Below are 19,363 nucleotides of genomic sequence, written 5' to 3'. Positions count from 1 at the left end.
CAAAGTGTTCAGCCGCGTGCCTCGGCCCAGAGGTCGAGCAGGCGCTCGCGCTCGTCTCCGGCGGCGGTCTGGTCGATCTCGACAATGCTCACGTCTTTCATCAGCGGCAGACCGCTTGCCGCGATTGCCTCATCGAGATCCCCGCGCGAGGGCCGCCGGAAGGTCAGTTCGAAAAGCTGCTGCTGGAGGTCGCGCGACAGCAGGATGTCGTAGACCCGCTTCGCGTCCTCGGGGTTCGGGCCGTCCTTCACCAGCGCCATGCCTTCGGGCGACAGGAAGGTCCCATCGGAGGGATAGGTGAGAGAGATCTCGTCCTGCCCGCCGGCGACGTAGCGCTGCGCGGCGTACTCCATGGTCATGCCAACCGGGTATTCGCCCTGGGCGACGGCCTTGTAGACGCCGCTTGTGCTGCCCTGCACCTCGACCACGTCCGCCAGCTTGCGCACCCCGTCCTCGCCGTAGAGCTGGTAAATGCCGTAGAGCTGCGCGTAGGCCGAGCTGGAGTTGGCCGGATCTGCCATCGTTACCTTGTCCTGCCATGCGGGATCCATCAGGTCCTGCCAGCTCTCGGGGGCGTTGCCATCGAGCACATCGGCGTTCACCATGAGCACCATGACGTGGGTGTTCGTGCCGGTCCAAGGGTCGTCCAGCGCCTGAAGCGACGGCAACAGGTTGTCGGCCTGTGGCGTGTCATAGCCACTGAAAAGCTCGGAGAACCCGGCAAGGGTCGAGAAGCCGCTGCTCCAGAAGAGGTCCGCCGCGGGGGCGGATTTCTCGGCGTCGATCCGGCGCAGAAGCGAGCCCGAGCCGCCACCGATAACATTGACCCGGATGTCGGGCGCCTGCTCGTTCAGCGCATCCAGCACCAGCGCAACGGCATCCTCGCTGTTGGAGGTGTAGAGGTTCACGTCTGCAGCCAGGGTGGCTGACGCAGACGACACTGAAAGTGTCGCCGATACGGCAAGAAGGGTGAAAGCATTTGGGAAAGTCATGGTCTTCGGTCCTTTGGTTAAGATGAGAAGAGACGGACTTTCATCACCTTGATCCCGACAAAGACCGGAACGAGGATGATGATCATGTTGATGACGCCGAAGGCCGAGGCCCGGGCCATCAGATCGGAAGAGATCAGGCGGAAGATCTGGATCGGCAGCGTCTCCTGCCCGGCCTGGTAGATGACCACGCTGGCGCTCAGCTCGGCCACGGTCGTCACCCAGGTCAGGATCGCGGCCGCCGCGATGCCCGGTGCCATGAGCGGCAGCACAACGTTGCGAACCGACCGCATCGGCGGCACGCCAAGGCTGACCGACGCCTCCTCGAGCGAGTTGGAGATGTTGTGCAGGTTGGACGAGGCATTGCGGACACCGAAGGGCAGCCGCCGCACCATCATGGCAAGCACCATGAGCATCGCCGTTCCGGTCAGCACCACCGGCCCACTGTTGAAGCCCTGGGCCAGCGCGATGCCCAGCACAGTCCCCGAAATGGTCAGAGGAAGCAGCAGCAGGTAGTCCACCGCTGGACTGAGCGCCGTGCGCTTCTTGATCAGCAGGTACGACACCAGCGTTGCGAAGGTGACGCCAAGTACAGTGGCAAGCGACGCGAACTTCAGCGAGTTGACGATCACCGGCATGTTGAAGGTCCAGATGCGCTGGTAATGCTCGAGCGTGAACTGCCCCCAATAGAGCACCGGCCCCCGCGAAACGGTGAAGGATCCGACCAAGACCACCAGCGCAGGAAGAAGCGAGAGCAGGATGATCAGCCCGGCCAGCCCCGACACGACGATGGATTTCCAGCCGCGCAGCCGAATACGGGGCGGCGTGCGACCGGCCACCATTTGGTAGTTACGCTTGGCGAGGTAACGCTTCTGGATGAACAGCACGGCAGCGACCAACAGGATTGAGACGGTCGCCAGCGTCGATTGCATCGTCGGGTTTCCGCCGAGTTCGCTGATGAAGCTCTGGTAGGTCATGACCGACAGCAGGGCGACCCGCTGCGCCAGGGCAATCGAGATCGCGAAGTTCCCGACCACAAGCGTGAAGACGATCAGACCCGAGGACAGTACTGCCGGCATGATGGTGGGAAACACCACCCGCAGATAGGTGGGCAAAGGCGCGGTCCCGAGGCTCTGCCCGGCTTCTTCAAGACTGTGATCGACGCCGCGCAGCGCTGCCAGAGCAGCAAGGAAGATGTGGACGTAGAAGGTCAGCGTCATCACATAGACTAGCCCGAACCAGCCGTAGAAGCGCGGAAACTCCAGACCGATCGCATCGAACAGGTTGGTGACAAGTCCGTTGTTCCCGAAGACCATGACCCAGGACTGAGCCGAGATCAGCTCGGGAATGATCAGCACCGACAGCGGGAGCAGCATGATGACGTTGCTGAAGGGAACCTCGTAGCGGGCCACTACGAACGCAAGGAACACGCCGACGATTGTGCAGGTACAGGTGACAACGACCCCGAGGATCATCGTGTTCATCAGCGCTTCGAGGTAGCGGCCACGCGTCATGAAGGTAGCGAACCCGTCAAGAGACAGCCCCCCGCCCTCCCCGATGAAGCTGCGGGCGAGGACACCAAGAATGGGATATCCGACGAAAATGAGAAGGAAGACGAGAGCAAGGACCGTCAGAAGCACCCAGGGAAAGAACCGGTTCACGCGTCCCCCTCCGGCACGAAGACCGACTTGCTCCCAAGGCTGATGACAACCGCGTCACCGCGTCCGATGCTGGTGCCGCCATCCTCACCGAAGGTCTCGACATGCATGTCCCGACCGTCCGCAAGCGCGACGTGATAGCTCGTGCGGTAGCCCTGAAACTGAAGTGAGACGACATGTCCCTGAAGCTGCCCCTCGCCGGGATCGGCGCCTTGGGATGAACGGAGCCCAAGATTCTCAGGCCTCGCGACCATGAGATAACGCCCCGTCTGCGACTGCCGCGTAATGCGCCCCGAAACCTCGGTTCCCATCACGCGGAAGCGGTGAAGCCCTCCGGCTACTTCCCCCAGCAGTTCCGCGGGCAGCAGGTTGGCGGAGCCGACGAAGTCGGACACATAGGCCGTCTCGGGGCTGCGGTAGACATCGACCGGCGCGCCGCACTGATCGATGCGACCATTCTTCATCACCGCGATCTCGTCGGACATCGCCAGCGCTTCTTCCTGATCGTGGGTCACAAAGATGGTTGTGGTTTTGGTTTCAAGCTGCAGGCTGCGGATCACGTCCCGCATCTGTACCCTCAGCGAAGCGTCGAGATTGGACAGCGGCTCATCCATGAGCAGCACCCGGGGCTCGATCACGAGCGCGCGCGCCAATGCGACCCTCTGGCGCTGACCGCCGCTCATCTCGCTTGGCAGCCGGTCTCCCAGGCCGCCAAGCCCCACCCTGTCGAGATAGTCATGCACCTTCGTGCGGACCGTCCGGGCCGGGATGCGCCGCGCCCTCAGCCCGTAGGCGACATTGTCGAAAACCGTCTTGTCCGGAAAAAGGGCATAGTCTTGGAACACCATTCCCACACCGCGCCGGTGCGGCGAAATCCCGGTGATATCGTCACCGCCGAACAGGACCCGACCGGATGTCGGGGACACGAACCCAGCGACGATCCTCAAGAGGGTCGTCTTCCCGCACCCGCTTGGCCCCAGGAGCGTGAAGAACGTGCCGTCAGATATTTTCCGGCGGACACCCTTGAGGACCTCTACGCCGCCGTAGGATTTACTTACATCTTTCAAGGAAAGTTCAGTCACCGATTTACCCCGCTGGTGGTGTGTGTGCGGGGTATGATCGGCCCGCCTCTTTCGGCGAACCTAATGGCGACGCGGCGCGCAATCCCAGCGCGTTCCGCTAACCCATAAGTTAGTTTTACTTACATACTAACTTTATTTCGCCCATATTTTGCGCAAAATTCACTAAGATTATAAGTTTTTGTTACAATAGGCACGCCGCGCCAGCTTTGCAGTTCGCCCGCGCGTCCGATCTGCGCCGGTGTCAGGAATAGAGCTCCCACTCCACATCCTGCTTCGGCGCCTGCGCCTCGTCGTCCGATGTGTCTTTAAGCCAGGAAATGAGCCGCTCGACGTTGCGCAGGTTCCGGTTCTTGGTGTCATAGAGCGCATAGAATCCCGAGCCCGACACCTGATGTTCAGGAAACAGCGCCACCAGTCGGCCCGAAGCCAGTTCGTCCTCGACCAGAACGCGCGGGCACAGGCAGATCCCGGCGCCACTGCGGGCGGATGCGAGGCCCAGGAAGATGTGGTCGAAGATCTGCCCGGACAGCGTCTGGCTCGTCTCGATGCCAGCCTTGCGAAACCAGTTGGGCCAGGCAGAGATCCTGCTTTTGATATGCAGCAGCTTGAAGCGCAGCAGATCCGCAGGTTCCGTCACTGGATCACGCTCGATCAGCTCCGGTGAAGCGACCGCCACCGTGATGTCGTCGAGAATACGGGTGCATTCCATGCCAGTGCGTTTCATCGGAAATCGCCTGATGATGATGTCGCTGGCGTCGTACTCCTTACTCAGCAGGTCGGTTGTCGAGGTTTCCGTCCTGACCTCGATCCTAGGGTACTGGCGCTGAAACTCCGCGATGCGCGGCACCAGCCACTGCACCGAGAAGGTCGGAGTCGCGTTGACGCTGATCCGGTTGACCACATGCGAAACCGAAAGATTTTCTGAAGCAACGGCGATTTGATCGAGGCTCTCGGTCACATCCTTCAGAAAGGTACGCGCCTTCGGGGTCAGCGTGACCCCGTTCCCCTTTTTCTCGAAAAGCTTCTGATTGAAATACTGTTCAAGTATCTTGATCTGCTGACTTATTGCGCTGTGGCTGACGTTCAGTTCGGTTGCGGCCCTGGTCACGCTCTCGTGGCGCGCGGCGGCCTCGAAGGCGTAAAGGGCTTTCAGCGGAGGCAGTCGACGCATCTCATCGGTCTCTTTAACTAACACATTTGTTCAAAGAACACCGTAGGGCCGGAAGCCGTGTTCCGCTAGTCAGCAATCATGCCCGAGACCATGACACTCCCGCCGATTGGCGCACTGGCCGAGCAGGCCCAGCGCGTCACCATCCACCCCTCCGAGCGCGCCCTTCGCGGGCACGTCCGCCTTCCGGGGTCCAAGTCCATCACCAATCGCGCCCTGCTGATTGCGGCGCTGTCGCGCGGGACGTCGCGGATCTGCGGCGCCCTGCGCAGCGACGATACGCAGCACATGATCACCGCGCTGCGTGCGTTCGGGGTCAGCATCTCCGAAGGTGACGATCTCAAGATCTCACCACCAGCCCAATGGACCGCGTCGGGCGCACCGCTCTTTCTCGGGAACGCCGGAACGGCCATGCGGTTTCTGGCCGCCGCTGCCGTGCTTACAAACGGCCCGGTCAAGCTGGACGGGGATCGTCACATGCGCAAGCGCCCCATCGGACCGCTCGTGTCTGCGCTCCAGGCAGCCGGCGTTGCCATCGAAGCGCCGACCGGCTGCCCGCCATGCACCGTCATCGGCTCCGGGCGTTTCGCCGGCGGCGGCCTGCGGATCAGCGGGGCACTTTCGAGCCAGTACATATCGGCTCTCATGATGATCGCACCTTTGGCAGAGCGGCCCACCACGCTGCACATCGCCGAACCGCGGATCGACGCCAGCGGGTATCTAGATGTGACCATCTCCGTCATGCGTGCCTTTGGCGCAAAGATCACGCGCCGTGACGCACAGACCATCGGCATTACAAACAGCGGGTATCGCGCCACGCGCCTGAAAGTGGAGGCGGACGCCTCTGCGGCAACCTATTTCTGGGCTGCTGAAGCGCTCACCGGCGGCCAGCTGGACCTCGGCATCGCCCAGTCAGAGCAGCCGGACGTGATGGCGCGTGCGATCATGCGGCGATTTCCCGAGCTGCCCGACCACATCAACGGCGCGCAAATGCAGGATGCGGTCCCCGCCCTCGCCGTTCTAAGTGCCTTTTCGAACGGAGACGTCCATTTCACGGGTATTTCAAACCTACGCCACAAGGAATGCGATCGATTGCAAGTCCTGCACGAGGGACTGAACCGCATGCAACCCGGCCTTGCAACCCTTACAGGGAACGATCTGATTGTTCACGGCAGGCCAACCCTAGGACGCGACGCGCTCGACTGCGAGATAGACCCCCACTTGGATCACCGAATGGCGATGAGCTTCGCTCTCGCAGGGCTGCGCTGCCCCGGCGTATCCATTCTTGCCCCCGGATGCGTCAACAAGACCTTTCCAAGCTATTGGAAGCGCCTGGAAGATCTCGGGGTTATTCTCTCATTCGCTTAACACGTAACGCGTCATTTGCGCGACGGTTTACCAGAGCCTCGAGCGCAGAGATTGCAGAGATTGCAGAGCGTCACCCCGAGCTCGCGTGGCCACACGTGCTCCCCGGGTCCCGGCGGGCCAGCGAGCAATGCGTGTGGAAACCGCAACCCGGACAGACCAAGCACAACTGATGGAGGACATGGCTACCATGAAGGATCTGCTGTCGTCCGGCACTTCCGGCCCACACCGATCATTGGCCAGCTTAGGCTTTGCTGCAGCGCGGTTTGCCCATACCGGATCTTCACGTCGTCGCGCGGCATAGCCCAAGGCCCCAAGCTCAGCATGGCGGCCGAAGTTGCCCTTCGCTGCGCCGCTCCCCAATGTCTTGTCAGCCTTCAGGCTTAAGGGTCCGTACTCAGTGGTTAGTTACGTCGATGATCCTGCTGGGTGGACGGCGCGACTGGTCATCTGACTCGCGACAATAGAGACAGGCGAGATCATCCGGTGTGTCATCAAGACCCCATCGAGATGATCAAGTTCATGCTCAACAAGTTCGGAATGCGACGGACAAAGCCGTGCCAGGATTTGAACACGCCCATCAAGTCCACTGTACTCCATCGTAACCGAAGCACTTCGTGTCACCGCGACACTCGTTCCGGGCAGGCTAAAGCAGTCGTCCCAGACTGGTTGGCGCTTATCGGACGACCAGACGATCCGGGGATTGAGCGCCACGAACGTTCCCAGCTCACAGTCGAAGGCGACCATCCGAAAGCATGAACCGATCTGCGGTGCGGCCAGAGCCCGACCGAACCCCATGGTTCTTTTCAAATGAGCCAGGGTCTGCTGCAGGTCGTCTGCGTCTGTCCTCCAGCTATCCTTCTCGATGTCTACGGTCTCTGCTTTTGCGGTCAGGCGTGGATCGCCGAATAGCAGTACGTCACGAACAGGCATCAACTCGGCGCCTTCGTCTCTTGGCTGGGGTAAACCACGTCCTCGACGAAGCGCTTGTCCTTGTGCCAGGCCCAGTAAGTGCTCATGATGGCTCGGGTGACCGGCCCTACCGCGCCATCGTTCACGGGCGCTCCGTCAATCCGGGTGACGGGCATGACCCCGCCTGCGGTCGAAGTGATGAAGACTTCGTCCGAACTGCGTAGCGCGTCCCTTGTCAGGGTGCCTTCACGAACCGTCCTGCCCTGTTCGTGCCCGATCTCCATGACCGTGCGGCGCGTGATACCCCGCAGGACTCCATGCTCCGGTGTGATCAGGGCCCCATCGCGAACCGAGAAGGCATTGAACCCCGGCCCCTCGGCAATGTTGCCGTCGCTATCGAGCAGCAAGGCCGTTTCGCCGCCCCGATCGTAGGCGTCGAAAAGCCCCCCGATCAGATCGAGCCAGTGATAGTTCTTCACCCGCGGATCGACACTGCTTGGCGGGATACGGGTGGTGTTGGTTATGGTCACGTGCAAACCGCGCTTCATCTGCGCGTCATCAGCGACCGACCCGTAAGGCACGGCGAAGGCGAGGAACCTGTTGGTGGCCGCTCTCGGATCGCGGCTGAAATCCCGCGCCGTCCCGCGCGTGCAAACCATCTCGACATAGGCCCGCCGGTAACCGGAAAGCGAGACACAGTTGTGCAGGATCTCGCGAATTTCCGGAACGGACACCGGCAGCGTCATGCGAAGCCGCTCGACACCTGCCAGGAACCTTTCGATATGGGCATCCAGACGGAAGAACGCGCCGTCCCAGACGTGAACAGTGTCATACGTCGCATCCGAGTGCAGGAAGCCATAGTCGAGAACCGAGATCTTCGCTTGCGATACCGGGATGTACTGGCCGTCCTGCCAGGCGACGCCAGCGGGATAAGAGTGTGGGTCTGAATATTCCGGCGTGAGGTCGGGTGTAAGTCTCATTTGTGGTCGCGTCGCTTTGCTATTCGATCAGGACGCAAGCTAGCTTAAAGATGTGGTTATAATTGCTCGAATTACCGCATTTGTGCGAGTATTCTGTCTCAGATTAACCGCTCCAGAGAGGCAAGTTGACCAAGACATTGGATCAGACCGATCGCAGAATCCTGACGATCTTGCAGCAGGATGCTCGGCTGTCCGCCGACGCGTTGGCGGAACGGGTCGGAGCGTCCCGATCATCGATCCAGAGACGTTTGAAACGACTGAATGAAACCGGCGTCATCGCAAAAGAGGTCGCGCAGATCGATCCGGAGCAGGTCGACGATCAGATGACCTTCGTGGTCGAGGTCGAACTGGAACGGGAGCGCGTCGATCTGCTGGACGAATTCAAGCGGTCGATGATGGCTTTGGATGAAGTTCAGCAATGCTACTATGTCACCGGCCAGGCCGATTTCGTTCTTATCGTGCTGGCAAAGGACATGAAGGACTATGATCGCCTTACGCGTCAGGTTTTCGTTGAAAATCCCAACATCCGAAGGTTTGCCACATCAGTGGTCGTCGATCGTGTGAAAGCAAGCCTTCGAGTACCCATAACTGATTGAGCGATCTCTAGAAGCAGACATGCGGCAACGCGGCGGATCGTGGGTTTGGCAGGCAGCGGCCGCCGTCGCTCCCGGCCCGATACCGACCTTGGCCAGGATCACCGTTGCCGAAGCGCAGTCTCGAATGGCCGCTACAGATTCTGAAAATTTCGAACGTGATCATTGCCGACAAAGATCATATCCACCTGTCAGATCGGCAACTCCGACGTGGCCTTCTCTGTCGACACCACGATGGACGTTCTGAACTTACGGACATTCTTGTCGGCAAAGAAAAACCGATGCGTGAACGCCTCGTAATCCGCCATATCCTCGGCCATCACGACAAGGATGAAGTCCGCGTCCCCGGCAATGCAGTAACAATTGATCACCTGCCGATCCTCCCGCGCCTTGCGCTTGAAGGTGTTGATCTGGTCGAGACGATCTCGCTCGAGCTCGACCGCGACTATGGCCGTGATGCCAATGCCCAGGGGTTTGGGATCGAGGATGGCCACTTCGCGCTGAATTACGCCGGTCTCTCGGAGCGATCGCATCCTGCGCTGCACGGATGCCGTCGAGACCCCAATCATGTCGGCAAGCGTCTGAATCGATATCTTCGAGTTCCGCTGCATCTGATCGAGTAACTTCCGGTCCGTCGCGTCCATGACTTTCTCCCCTGCATCACACATCATACATGATGCGATCCGATCACTAAGTTGCCAAGATCGATATATTTCGCATCAGCTAATCCACCTATGTTGAGTGGCATGAAACACGGTGCCCTTACCATCCTTCCCCTTGCCCTCGGCGCAGCGGTCTACGGCTTCGCATTTGGGTTTCTGGCGGCGCAGGTCGGCTTTCCGTCGTGGGGCGTTGGCCTGATGAGCGCGTCCGTTCATGCCGGGTCGTCGCAGATTGTAGCCGTCGAGCAATTCGCCACGACGGGCACGGTCCTGGGAGCGGTGCTGGCCGGAGCCGCGCTAAACCTGCGCTACGTCGGCATGATCGCCTCGCTCTCGGACGTCTTGGTCGGGCTTTCGTGGCGGTGGAAGATCCTAGCGATCCACGTCACGGGTGACGAGAACTGGGCCCTGACCATGGCAGAGCGAGCGAAGTCGCCGGATATCGGCGCGTCGTTTCTATTGGGGTCGGGTTTCGTCATGATTTCTGTTTGGACCGCGTCGACAGTCGCGGGTGCGTCGATTGGAGCCGTGTTGCCCGACCTCGAACGCTTTGGCCTTGGCTTTGCGTTCACGGCCGCCTTCATTGCCATGGCGCGGGGCTTGTGGCGGGGCCGGCCGCAGGCTCTGCCTTGGGTCATTGCGGCGGGGGCGACGGCGGCCACAGTCTCCCTCGGGGTGCCGCAGGCATACGGGATCGTCATCGGGGCGCTTGTCGGGCTGGCGGCCTGCGCTCTGATGCGCCGCAAGAAGGAAGCTGTCGCATGAGTGGGCAATACTGGGCGGTGATCGGGCTGTTGGCCATCGCGGCGTTCGCGATCCGTGTGACCGGGCTTATCGCAGGTGGGCGCATCCGTGCGTCGCGTCACGCCTGGGTGCTGGATGATTTGCCCGGGCTGATCGTGGTCAGCCTGGTCGCGTCGTCGCTGGCCGGCCAACCCTTGGCGACCTGGATCGCAGCCGGTGTCGCGCTTGGCGTTGCAATTGGGACGAACCACGTTATTGCAACCATGGCCCTCGGTATGGCCGCCTTCGCGGGATTAGGGTGGCTGGGGGTTTGAGCGTTCCAGCCAGAACGCGCCTCAAAGACCTAAATCAAAGCCAATGCAATCTGGACTGGTCGACAGGGACAGCCGAGAACGGACGAAGACGTCGCTCAAACACCCCGCAGCATTTGGTAGTGAGAGCTCAAAGCAGACCTGCGGCGGAGCGGCAGGCCCTTTGCCCTGGCGCGCAAGACCTGCGGGAGCTCGCGGCCCAGAGCGGTCATTGGCCAGATCACCATTGCCGCAGCGCGGCTTTCCCATAGCGGACCTTGATGGTACCGCGCAGCATGGTCCAGGGCCCCAAGGTCAGCAGTGCGGACAAACCGGGCTTTCGCGACGCTACGCGCGAATGTCTGATTTGTTGGGAGATATCCATAGCCCGGTCCAGCCTGGGGACGAATGGCACGTCATCCTTCCTGCGCTACGTCTGCCGTCACCTCGACGGTCACATGCTCCATCCCGGTCGTCTCGCGCACGCGGCCTTTCACGGCACGGCGCACGTCGTCCGCCACCGCGCCGGGCGCGAGCTCAACCTCCAAGGTGGCCATGGGACGCTCTTGCGTGATCGACCAGGCATGGACGTGATGGGCGCGGGCCACACCGGGCAGCGTCGCTTCCAGGTCGGCTGCGACAGCGCGGGGATCGAAACCGGCGGGCGCGCCTTCGAGCAGGATGTGACCGCTCTCGCGCACAACGGTCCAGGCCGAGCGCAGGATGAGAAGCGCGACCAACACTGACAGGATCGGGTCGATTGGGGTCCAGCCTGTCCAGATGATGATCAGCGAGGCCGCGATCGCCGCGACGGACCCCAGCAAGTCCCCCATCACGTGCAGTGCGGCGGCGCGGACGTTGAGATTGTCGCCCTCCGCGCGGCTGAGCACCCAGAAGGCCAGAACGTTCACAACGAGTCCCCCCACGGCGACCCAAAGCATCATGCCGCCCATCACCTCGTGCGGATCGCGCAAGCGCTGGACCGCCTCGAAGACAATCCATGCCGCGATGACGAACAGCGTCAACCCATTGACGAAGGCGGCCAGCACAGAAAAGCGGTCGAAGCCGTAGGTCCGTTTCCAGTCCGCCGGACGGCGCGCCAGTCGGAAGGCGAACCAGGCTAATAACAGCGAGGCGAAGTCGGTCAGCATGTGGCCCGCGTCGGCCAGGAGCGCGAGAGATCCGGAAATGAGACCTCCGAAGACCTCAGCCCCCATAAACCCGCCCGTCAGGACAGCAGCGATGAGGATGGCGCGCTCTTTGGACCGGCGCGCCTCGGGCGTGTCACTGGCCGAGAAGGTTGGGCCGTGCGAATGGCCCGCGTGGCCATGTGAGTGGCTGTGACCATGCCCATGCGCATGATTGTGCCCGTGACTGTGATCATGTCCCATCACCGCTCCTCCGCCCAAAGACCCTTGTCAGCGGCGCGCCCGCCGCCGGGGTTAGGGAGCACGCGCCGACGGCGGATGTCAGCAACTCGGGCGTTTATTCCTGAACAGATCGTGGCGATATCGAAGACCGGCAGGTCAGGGCTGGGGAGGTGTTGGTTGGTCATTGCAGTGCTCTTGATTCGTTTCGTCCCCATGGTAGATACAATCTACAGCCACTGTAGCTTCAAGGGATAATCGCGATGCAGGGCCATTCCATCGGTGCGCTGTCCAAGCGCACAGGCGTTAAGGTGACGACGATCCGCTACTATGAGGGGCGGGGCCTTTTGCCTGATCCCGGCCGCACGGATGGGGGGCAACGCCGCTACGGCGATGCCGAGTTGGACCGGCTGTCTTTTATCGCCCACGCCCGGCAGTTGGGCTTTGACCTCGACGCCATTGCCGAACTGATCACGTTGCAGGAGACGCCCCATGCTGCCCACGGCGACGCGCACCGCATCGCAAAAGATCGGATTGTCGAAATCCGTGATAGGATCGCTCGGTTGCGGCGGCTGGAGTCTGAATTGGAACGCGTCATGAAGGCCTGCGACGGTCAGTCCGATGCGCAACCCTGCCGAGTGCTGCACGCTTTGGCCGATCATCAGGCTTGTGAGAGCGAGCACTAAAACGGTGCTGATGGATGCAGTCCGCAGATACGGCTGCGCGAACACTTCAGGCGTCTCAGCAGGGTACGAAACGGCAATCAGTGTGGCTTCAGGTTTAAGTGGAAGGCCCCGCTGCGGTAAGGGTACCTCTGCCGAAGCAGCCATTTGGATGCTCCGCAGCATCCGGTGTTTTGGGCTCGAAGCCGTCATGCGGCGGCGCAGCGAGCCGAGCAACTGACGTGCCGCAGCCATCGTCGCTCCCGGCCCTTTGCGGACTTACGTGCCTGGCGCAGCGAAGGTCAGCTCTCTGCCCTTGCCGTCGTAAGTGAGGCACAGTCACTCCCGGCCCAGAGCGGAGATTCACGTCGTACGGAGCGAAGGTCCGAAGCCCGCCCGAGAGAGCCGCAGATCCAGCGACCCAAAATTGGAGCTTTACGCAACGGAAGGTGGAGCGGTGCAAGCGGCAAGTACTCCGGTCAGGCCTTGGTAACTCGTTCCTCAATGTCGCAAACGTCAAACCGGACCGCTCAATGGATCGTCAGAACGAACACCTGCGCATGGCCGCTGGCGTCAGAGGTGTAGACCACATGCCGCCCATCCGGTGAAAACCGGGGATGCGGGTGCGTATGCTGCGGTGCGTGTACCTTGACCGGCCCGTCATTATAGGGGAACGGATGCGCCCAATGTGCACCTTGCGAGCGTGCCTTCGGCTCGGTCAGGAAAACCGCGTCCCCCTGCCCTGTCAGATCCAGAACATGCAGGCCCCTGTCGGGAAAATTCGTATCGCAGACAAGCCGTTGGCCCGTAGCATCGGGCGCGCCGTGCCAGACCGGAAAATTGGTGACGTCTCGCACTGCGCCCGTGTCGACATCGATCTCGCCCATGCCGTTGGGCCAGTCGACGAACAGGACCGAACGGTGCCCGGAACGCCAGACCTCATGTGTGATCCACTGCATATCATGAGCGCGCTGAAAGATCCGCCGCGCCTTTCCAGCCCGGTTCGTCACCCAGACACGATCCGTCATCGGGCCTGCGTAGAGGATCAGGTTCTCGTCATCGGGACAGAACTGGGGGTGACCGATGGTCGGGGCCTCAAGGAAGACATCGGCGGTTTGTGCCTGCGTGTCGACCAGCCAGAACTGGCTGACCGCACCGGATTTCACCGGAACGGCCCAGAAGCGTCCGCTGGCCGAGAGGGCCGTGGTGCCCATGGCGGCGCCCACCATTCCGGCCTCGCGCATCTGCTGGCTGCCGAAATGAACGAGGGTTTCGACCGTGCCGTCGCGCGGGCTGACGCGTTTGCCCATCTGCCCGGCCACATAATAGACCCAGCGCCCATCGCGGGACGGGATCACCGACCATTCCGCAAGATCGGGCTCATCGGTCAATTGCACCAGAGCCTCGCCCGGCGCGGGCTCGATACAGATCTGCGGTTTGCCGGTCCGGTGCGAGATCAGCAGCAGAAACGACATCGCCTGATCCCAGGCATCCACGAAAAAGAAGGGATGGTGGTGGATCGACGGGTGGTCGGTGACCTGCCGGATGGTCACGCGGTCAGAGGACTTGACGATGCGGCCTTCGGGCCGGTGCAGGATGGTCATGGATTACTCCGCGGGGTTCGGCAGGGCGGTTGATTTGTGGCGTCGCGACAGCACGGCGACACAGATTGTCAAAAGCCATCCCGCACACAGCGCGATCAGCCATGGCAGCGACCCCGAGGGGGCAATCACGGCGACCAACCCGGCCAGTCCGATCGGCAAGCGCGTGGCCCAGCCCAGCGGCCTGCCCGCCCAGCCGCCAAAGGCTACGGCCCAAAGCGCGGTCGAGACCAGCAGCGACAAGGCGCTGAAGCCGATGCGGGCCAGCGACCCCTGGGCCAGAACACCGGGATCGAAGACGAAGGCAAAGGGGACGAAGAAGGCGACCAGCGACAGGCCAAAGGCAGACAGCGAGGTCTTGACCGCAGACGCCCGCCCCACCGCTGCGGCCGCAAACGAGGCCAGCGCCACAGGCGGCGTCACCATCGACAGCACGCAATAGTAGAAGATGAAGAAATGCGCGGCCAGCGGCTCGATCCCCAGCTTCTGGATGGCGGGCACGAACAGCACCGCACCGATGATATAGGCGGCGACCGTCGGCAGGCCCATGCCCATGATGATGCAGCCGACCATGGCCAGCATCAGCGACAGGTAGATCGACCCTTCGGAAAGCGACAGCAGTGATCCGGCGAATTTCAGCGCAAGGTTCGACTGAACGGCCACGGCGATGACGATACCGATCGCGGCGATGGGCACGGCGACCTCCGCGGCTTGCCGGGGGGCATCGCGCAGCGCCTCGATGACCTCCTTCATGCCGATCCGGGTGGTACGGCGCAGGAACGGCGCTGCGAGACAGGTCAGCGACGCGATCACGGCCGAATACGAGGCCGAGTAGCCACTGACCAAAAGCCCGATCAGCACCAGCGGCGGCAGGATCAGATGCAGGCGCGGCAACAGCGCCGGGATCTCGGCGATCTCGGCGGCGGTCATGGCGCGGACTCCATCCCGGCGCGCGGTAAGATCGACGACCAGCAGCAGCGCAAGATAGAAGGCAACCGCCGGGATCAGGCCAGCCAGCGCCACCTGCGCATAGGGCATGCCCAGAAGTTCGGCCATGATGAAGGCGGCAACCCCCATAATCGGCGGCATCAGCTGCCCCCCGGTCGAGGCGATGGCCTCGATCCCGGCGGCGCGGTGATCCGGCACGCCGGTTTTCTTCATCAGCGGAATGGTGAAGACGCCGGTGGACACGACATTGGCCACGGCAGAACCGGAAATAGACCCCATCAGCGACGAGCCGATGATCGCGGCCTTGGCGGTACCGCCGGTGGCGCGGCCTGCGGCGCGGATGGCGAGGTCGATGAACAGCTGCCCACCACCAACCGCAGAGTAAAACGCGCCGAACAGGATGAAATAGAAGATGAAGCTGACCGAGGTCGAAGTGGTGATGCCCAGCACACCGGCCGTGGTCATGGTGGTGATCTCTGTCGCCGCTTCGATGCCAAAGCCGCGGAATTGCAGCCAGCCGGGCAGGACATTGCCCCAGAACGCATAGGCGATGAAGGCCAGCAGCACCCAGACGAGGATCATCCCCACCGCGCGGCGCGATCCTTCGAGCAACAGGAAGACCAGCAGCCCGCCAAAGACGATGTCGGTGGTGAAGATCGGAGAAACGTTCTCCATCCGTGTGGTCAGGCGCTCGAACCCGGTCAGGTAGTAGCCAAGCACCGCAAGCGCGCCAAGGATCAGGGCGGCGTCGATCGCGGCACAGAGCCAGCGTGGCAGGGTTTCGGACTTCAACGGCTTGTAAAGGAACAAAAGGACAAGCGCGGCAGTCAGGTGAACCGGGCGTTCCAGCAATGGTTGCTGGGCCTCGAACAACAGCCAGACCTGAAAGGCGACAAAGGCGATGCCGATCGCAAAGGCGATGGCGTGGGTGGGGTTGCGGGACAGCATGGCGCGCATGATCTCCTCCAGTTGGCACATCGCGTCAGGGGGGGGGCGCAGCCTTGATGCGGCAGCGCCCGTGGATCACATCAGGCCGGCTTCGCGGTAGTAGCGCGCGGCACCGGGATGCAGTTCGATCCCGACATTCTCGGGCAGCATCGCCTTGGCCGGATCGAAACCGGACCATGCGCCATGCGACGCCTTCAGCGCCTCGGCATTCTCGATGATCGCCTTGGTGATCTGATAGGCAGTTTCTTCATCGAGGTTGGCATTGGCGATCAGCACGGTACCAAGGTTCGCACCAGAGGTCGCCTCCGCCTGACCTTTGTACCACTCGGGGCCATAGCTGCCGGGCGTCAGACCGTTCTTCTCCAACAGAGCCATGGCCGATGCAGGGATGTCGAGAAAGGTAACATCCGTGGTCAGCGCGACCTCGGTGATCGTTGGATGCCCCTTGATCATCGTGTCGATGTAGATGTCGGCATTGCCGTTGCGCATCTGGTCGGCGATCTGGCCGGTATCGACCTGGATGATGTCACCGCCGTCCGCCTTGATCTTCTCTGCGGAACTGCCAAGCCCCTCAAAGATCATCTCGGCCACCGGAACCGCCGACGAGCCGACCGGCTTCATCAGCACGCGCACCGGCTTGCCCGAGGACATGATCGCCGCGAGGTCCGAAGTGCCCATCTGGTCGACAAAGCTCTTGTTTGCCATCACGCCGACGTAAACGTTGTTAAGGCCGCCGACGAGCGCGCGGATGTCCGGGGCATTCATGCCCTGATAGACGTCATTGCCGTTCGCGGCCCAGACGGCCGAGGCGACGTTGGACAGAGCGATTTCCGCCTTGCCACCCTGCACCACCATCGGGTTGGCAACGCCGCCGCCCCGCGCAATGACCTCGACCGAGTTGTCGCCAAGGATAGGCTCGATGATCTGTTCGAGCGTCGCGGCAAAGACATACCAGGACGAGCCTTCGCGCATCGCGCCGATGCGGACGTCCTGTGCGGCGACAGACGTCGCCACGATCGCGGCAGCGACAGTGGCGGTGGCCGCCAGGCGCAGGCCTTCGAATTTGAAGTTGAACATGATTTCCTCCCTTATGGCCAATCTGCCCCCGGCACGGGACCGGGGGCAAACGGTTTACTCTTGTTCGGCGGCCATCGCCAGATCGACACGGCCGATGCCGGCGGCGTCGAAGGCGGCTTCGATCTCGCGCTCGGCGGCCTCGCCCAGATCCTTGAGCGGCTCACGGATGGTCGCGTGGTCCAGCAGGCCGCGATGGCGCAGGCCGATCTTGAGCGCCACGGTGCCTTCCATGTGCGAACCGCGGTGATAGACGGCTCGGGTCACGGGCAGAAGCTGTTCGAACGCCTTGCGGGCAGCGGTATAATCCTGCGCTTTGCCTGCGGCGATCAACTCGATCAGCAGTTCCGGCGCGATGTTGCCGTATCCGACCAGCAGGCCGTCGACGTCGAACATGGTCGGCAGCAGCCATTCGTCGTGGCAGGACAGCACCTGCAGGTCGGGCTGGGCCTTCTTCAGTTCGGGGATCTCGACGTACCAGCGCTTCATGTTGCGCACGCCGTTCTTGGTGGCGACGCAGCCCGGCTGTGCGGCGATGTCCAGCTGGGTGTCCAGATCGTAGGATGCCTTGGTCGCGTCGGGGTACTGGAACAGGATGGTTTGCAGGCCGCCCTCTTCGTAGATCGCCTTGTAGCGATCCTGCGGCGCGCCCTTCTGGAAGCCGAAGCGCAGCCAGCCGTGGTTCGGATAGACCAGCGCACCGGTCGCGCCGGCATCGAAGGACCGCTTGGCCTCTTCGGCGGCAACCTTGGTGCCCTCGCCGGTGATGCCCGCGATGATCGGAATGTCGACCGCGTCCTTGTAGGCGCGGATCAGCTCCAGTCGCTCGTCGGTCGTCAGGAAGGTGCCTTCGCCAGCGTGGCCGAGGATGACCAGGGATTTGACCTCATTGAAGCTGGCGAGCCATTTGGCGATGCGGATGTTCGCCTCCATGTCGAGCGAACCGTCTTTGTTGAAGGCGGTGACGGGTGCGGGGTTCAGGCCGCGCATATCCATGGGTTGCATGTCGGAAACTCCTCAAGATGCGTTCAAGAAACTGTCTGACCCGCGTTGCAACTCCCGTTTGGGAACGATTGCGGGAACGTTCCCAAAAGTGCATTGCCAGAAGCGCCTGTCAAGTGATAGTTTTGGGCATCGGCGCAGATCGCGCCTGAGGAGATCCCATGGCTGACGGCGAAACATCCATGAAAACAAAGGCGCGGGTGACGCTTCACGATGTTGCGCGCGAAGCAGGCGTTTCGAAGTCAACTGTCTCCCGGATGCTGGACGAACGGCTTCCAAACAGCGACTCGCCCAAGGCGCGGCATGTCCGGGACATCGCCCGCAAGCTGGGCTATGTCCGCGACCTGTCGGCGGCCAACCTGCGGCGCGGATCGACGGGGACGATCGGGGTGATCGTGCCGCGCCTGACGGACACCGTCATGGCGATGTTCTACGAAGCGGTCAGTGCCGCCGCCGCCCAGCAGGGTCGCTTTGCCATTGTGGCGACCACCGACGACAACCCCGAGGCCAGCCACAAGGCCGCCGAGGCGCTGATCCGACGGGGCGTCGACGGTCTGATTCTGACGACCGCCCGCGAGGGCAACCACTTCGGGGATGAATTGCGCGGACGCGGTGTGCCCTTCGTCTACGCTCTGCGCCATAACGGGGCCAGCGCGGCCTCTGTCGGAGACGACCAGCTGGGCGGCTATCTGGCGACGCGGCACCTGATCGACCTTGGCCACCGCCGCATCGGCATCATTGCCGGGCCGGACTATGCCACCAGTTCCCTGGGGCGGCTCGCCGGGTACAGGCAGGCGCTGTGCGAGGCCGGGATCGACGTCGCGCCCGAACTTGTCGTACCCTCGAGCTTCAGCATCGAATCCGGTGAAACCGCGGCGCAGACCCTTCTGGCTCTGGCGCATCCACCAACCGCGATCTTTGCCATCAACGACAATACGGCGATCGGCAGCATGTCCGCCATCGCCCGCGCCGGGCTGTCCGTGCCTGAAGATATTTCGTTGGTCGGCTATAACGACATACCAATCGTCAGCCGCCTGCCCGTGCCGCTGACAACGGTCCGCGTCCCATTCGATCGCGTTGCCGAAGTGGCCCTGCAGCTTCTGTTCGATGACGGCGACACGGCGACCGTCAGGAAGATTACCCCTAGCCTGATTCCAAGGAAATCAACGAGCTCCTTCACATAGCTTCGTAGGGCTTTCGCCCGTCTCAGATAGCCTCCTTGGTTCCGGTGCCGGCGACACAGGTGACGTTCAGGATGAGATTTGCGGGCAAGCCAGGATCGGCCGCCCAGAACTGCAACCACGGCGCGTACAAAGCT

Annotated in this window: 18 protein-coding genes; 6 read left to right on the top strand and 12 right to left on the bottom strand. The window is 62.2% G+C overall.

Annotated elements, in window-relative coordinates; all coding sequences use genetic code 11:
• Positions 1-8: 8 nt before the first annotated feature.
• The 4 genes from IEX41_RS10330 to IEX41_RS10315 all read right to left on the bottom strand — a co-directional run bounded on the left by IEX41_RS10330 (position 9) and on the right by IEX41_RS10315 (position 4,900).
• On the bottom strand, positions 9-992 hold the full coding sequence (locus tag IEX41_RS10330) for an extracellular solute-binding protein (protein ID WP_188790178.1): 984 nt from the start codon (positions 990-992) through the stop codon (positions 9-11).
• 17 nt (positions 993-1,009) lie between these two features.
• Complete coding sequence (locus IEX41_RS10325) at positions 1,010-2,650, bottom strand: ABC transporter permease (RefSeq protein WP_188790177.1); 1,641 nt, start codon at positions 2,648-2,650, stop codon at positions 1,010-1,012.
• Positions 2,647-3,729 carry an ABC transporter ATP-binding protein gene (locus IEX41_RS10320; RefSeq protein WP_188790176.1) on the bottom strand — a complete coding sequence of 361 codons (1,083 nt, stop codon included), beginning with the start codon at positions 3,727-3,729 and terminating at the stop codon, positions 2,647-2,649. Before IEX41_RS10320 ends, IEX41_RS10325 begins: the two co-directional genes overlap by 4 nt.
• Positions 3,730-3,970: 241 nt before the next feature.
• The gene (locus IEX41_RS10315) at positions 3,971-4,900 is read right to left on the bottom strand and encodes a LysR substrate-binding domain-containing protein (protein ID WP_188790175.1); all 930 of its coding nucleotides are present in this window, start codon (positions 4,898-4,900) and stop codon (positions 3,971-3,973) included.
• A gap of 78 nt (positions 4,901-4,978) precedes the next feature.
• Between IEX41_RS10315 and IEX41_RS10310 the strand changes: the two genes are divergently transcribed.
• On the top strand, positions 4,979-6,265 hold the full coding sequence (locus IEX41_RS10310; protein ID WP_229673147.1) for a 3-phosphoshikimate 1-carboxyvinyltransferase: 1,287 nt from the start codon (positions 4,979-4,981) through the stop codon (positions 6,263-6,265).
• Between the two features lie 405 nt (positions 6,266-6,670).
• Here IEX41_RS10310 and IEX41_RS10305 read toward each other — a convergent pair whose 3' ends face one another.
• A complete protein-coding gene (locus IEX41_RS10305; protein ID WP_188790174.1) occupies positions 6,671-7,195 on the bottom strand; it encodes a peptide deformylase in 525 nt (174 codons plus the stop codon).
• Positions 7,195-8,154 carry an aminotransferase class IV gene (locus tag IEX41_RS10300; RefSeq protein WP_188790173.1) on the bottom strand — a complete coding sequence of 320 codons (960 nt, stop codon included), beginning with the start codon at positions 8,152-8,154 and terminating at the stop codon, positions 7,195-7,197. Before IEX41_RS10300 ends, IEX41_RS10305 begins: the two co-directional genes overlap by 1 nt.
• Before the next feature lie 125 nt (positions 8,155-8,279).
• Here IEX41_RS10300 and IEX41_RS10295 point away from each other — a divergent pair, with 125 nt between their 5' ends.
• Positions 8,280-8,750, top strand: a complete 471-nt coding sequence (locus IEX41_RS10295) for an Lrp/AsnC family transcriptional regulator (protein ID WP_188790172.1) — start codon at positions 8,280-8,282, stop codon at positions 8,748-8,750.
• A gap of 188 nt (positions 8,751-8,938) precedes the next feature.
• Here the strand turns inward: IEX41_RS10295 and IEX41_RS10290 are convergent, their stop codons facing one another.
• On the bottom strand, positions 8,939-9,391 hold the full coding sequence (locus IEX41_RS10290; RefSeq protein WP_188790171.1) for an Lrp/AsnC family transcriptional regulator: 453 nt from the start codon (positions 9,389-9,391) through the stop codon (positions 8,939-8,941).
• A 102-nt stretch (positions 9,392-9,493) separates the two neighbouring features.
• Here IEX41_RS10290 and IEX41_RS10285 point away from each other — a divergent pair, with 102 nt between their 5' ends.
• Both IEX41_RS10285 and IEX41_RS10280 read left to right on the top strand, forming a co-directional pair.
• Positions 9,494-10,174, top strand: coding sequence for an AzlC family ABC transporter permease (locus IEX41_RS10285; protein ID WP_188790170.1), 681 nt, complete (start codon positions 9,494-9,496; stop codon positions 10,172-10,174).
• Positions 10,171-10,467: an AzlD domain-containing protein gene (locus IEX41_RS10280; protein ID WP_188790169.1), complete on the top strand. Its 297-nt coding sequence runs from the start codon at positions 10,171-10,173 to the stop codon at positions 10,465-10,467. The genes IEX41_RS10285 and IEX41_RS10280 overlap by 4 nt, the downstream gene beginning before the upstream one ends.
• Positions 10,468-10,859: 392 nt before the next feature.
• Here the strand turns inward: IEX41_RS10280 and IEX41_RS10275 are convergent, their stop codons facing one another.
• Entirely contained in the window at positions 10,860-11,834 is a 975-nt protein-coding gene (locus tag IEX41_RS10275; RefSeq protein ID WP_188790168.1) for a cation diffusion facilitator family transporter, read from the bottom strand.
• Positions 11,835-12,073: 239 nt separating this feature from the next.
• Here IEX41_RS10275 and IEX41_RS10270 point away from each other — a divergent pair, with 239 nt between their 5' ends.
• Positions 12,074-12,496 carry a MerR family transcriptional regulator gene (locus IEX41_RS10270; protein ID WP_188790167.1) on the top strand — a complete coding sequence of 141 codons (423 nt, stop codon included), beginning with the start codon at positions 12,074-12,076 and terminating at the stop codon, positions 12,494-12,496.
• 506 nt (positions 12,497-13,002) lie between these two features.
• On the opposite strand, the gene IEX41_RS10265 is transcribed toward IEX41_RS10270, so the two are convergent.
• The 4 genes from IEX41_RS10265 to IEX41_RS10250 all read right to left on the bottom strand — a co-directional run bounded on the left by IEX41_RS10265 (position 13,003) and on the right by IEX41_RS10250 (position 18,048).
• A complete protein-coding gene (locus IEX41_RS10265) occupies positions 13,003-14,076 on the bottom strand; it encodes a TolB family protein (protein ID WP_188790166.1) in 1,074 nt (357 codons plus the stop codon).
• A gap of 3 nt (positions 14,077-14,079) precedes the next feature.
• Entirely contained in the window at positions 14,080-15,978 is a 1,899-nt protein-coding gene (locus tag IEX41_RS10260) for a TRAP transporter permease (RefSeq protein WP_188790165.1), read from the bottom strand.
• Positions 15,979-16,044: 66 nt separating this feature from the next.
• A complete protein-coding gene (locus IEX41_RS10255; RefSeq protein WP_188790164.1) occupies positions 16,045-17,046 on the bottom strand; it encodes a TAXI family TRAP transporter solute-binding subunit in 1,002 nt (333 codons plus the stop codon).
• 54 nt (positions 17,047-17,100) lie between these two features.
• A complete protein-coding gene (locus tag IEX41_RS10250; RefSeq protein ID WP_188790163.1) occupies positions 17,101-18,048 on the bottom strand; it encodes a dihydrodipicolinate synthase family protein in 948 nt (315 codons plus the stop codon).
• 158 nt (positions 18,049-18,206) lie between these two features.
• On the opposite strand from IEX41_RS10250, the gene IEX41_RS10245 reads away from it, so the two are divergent.
• Complete coding sequence (locus IEX41_RS10245) at positions 18,207-19,229, top strand: LacI family DNA-binding transcriptional regulator (RefSeq protein ID WP_229673145.1); 1,023 nt, start codon at positions 18,207-18,209, stop codon at positions 19,227-19,229.
• The last annotated feature ends 134 nt before the right edge of the window (positions 19,230-19,363 follow it).

Source organism: Salipiger pallidus, from assembly GCF_014643635.1.
GTDB classification, from domain to species: Bacteria; Pseudomonadota; Alphaproteobacteria; order Rhodobacterales; family Rhodobacteraceae; genus Salipiger; species Salipiger pallidus.
The sequence above is the reverse complement of the archived record's forward strand: the minus strand, read 5'-3'. Positions and strand labels throughout refer to the sequence as shown.

Bases quoted from the DNA above. Each gene is read 5' to 3' on its own strand.
- IEX41_RS10330 (WP_188790178.1), bottom strand. From the start codon at position 992: ATGACTTTCCCAAATGCTTTCACCCTTCTTGCCGTATCGGCGACACTT.
- IEX41_RS10315 (WP_188790175.1), bottom strand. From the start codon at position 4,900: ATGCGTCGACTGCCTCCGCTGAAAGCCCTTTACGCCTTCGAGGCCGCC.
- IEX41_RS10310 (WP_229673147.1), top strand. From the start codon at position 4,979: ATGCCCGAGACCATGACACTCCCGCCGATTGGCGCACTGGCCGAGCAG.
- IEX41_RS10305 (WP_188790174.1), bottom strand. From the start codon at position 7,195: ATGCCTGTTCGTGACGTACTGCTATTCGGCGATCCACGCCTGACCGCA.
- IEX41_RS10300 (WP_188790173.1), bottom strand. From the start codon at position 8,154: ATGAGACTTACACCCGACCTCACGCCGGAATATTCAGACCCACACTCT.
- IEX41_RS10290 (WP_188790171.1), bottom strand. From the start codon at position 9,391: ATGGACGCGACGGACCGGAAGTTACTCGATCAGATGCAGCGGAACTCG.
- IEX41_RS10285 (WP_188790170.1), top strand. From the start codon at position 9,494: ATGAAACACGGTGCCCTTACCATCCTTCCCCTTGCCCTCGGCGCAGCG.
- IEX41_RS10280 (WP_188790169.1), top strand. From the start codon at position 10,171: ATGAGTGGGCAATACTGGGCGGTGATCGGGCTGTTGGCCATCGCGGCG.
- IEX41_RS10275 (WP_188790168.1), bottom strand. From the start codon at position 11,834: ATGGGACATGATCACAGTCACGGGCACAATCATGCGCATGGGCATGGT.
- IEX41_RS10270 (WP_188790167.1), top strand. From the start codon at position 12,074: ATGCAGGGCCATTCCATCGGTGCGCTGTCCAAGCGCACAGGCGTTAAG.
- IEX41_RS10265 (WP_188790166.1), bottom strand. From the start codon at position 14,076: ATGACCATCCTGCACCGGCCCGAAGGCCGCATCGTCAAGTCCTCTGAC.
- IEX41_RS10260 (WP_188790165.1), bottom strand. From the start codon at position 15,978: ATGCGCGCCATGCTGTCCCGCAACCCCACCCACGCCATCGCCTTTGCG.
- IEX41_RS10255 (WP_188790164.1), bottom strand. From the start codon at position 17,046: ATGTTCAACTTCAAATTCGAAGGCCTGCGCCTGGCGGCCACCGCCACT.
- IEX41_RS10250 (WP_188790163.1), bottom strand. From the start codon at position 18,048: ATGCAACCCATGGATATGCGCGGCCTGAACCCCGCACCCGTCACCGCC.
- IEX41_RS10245 (WP_229673145.1), top strand. From the start codon at position 18,207: ATGGCTGACGGCGAAACATCCATGAAAACAAAGGCGCGGGTGACGCTT.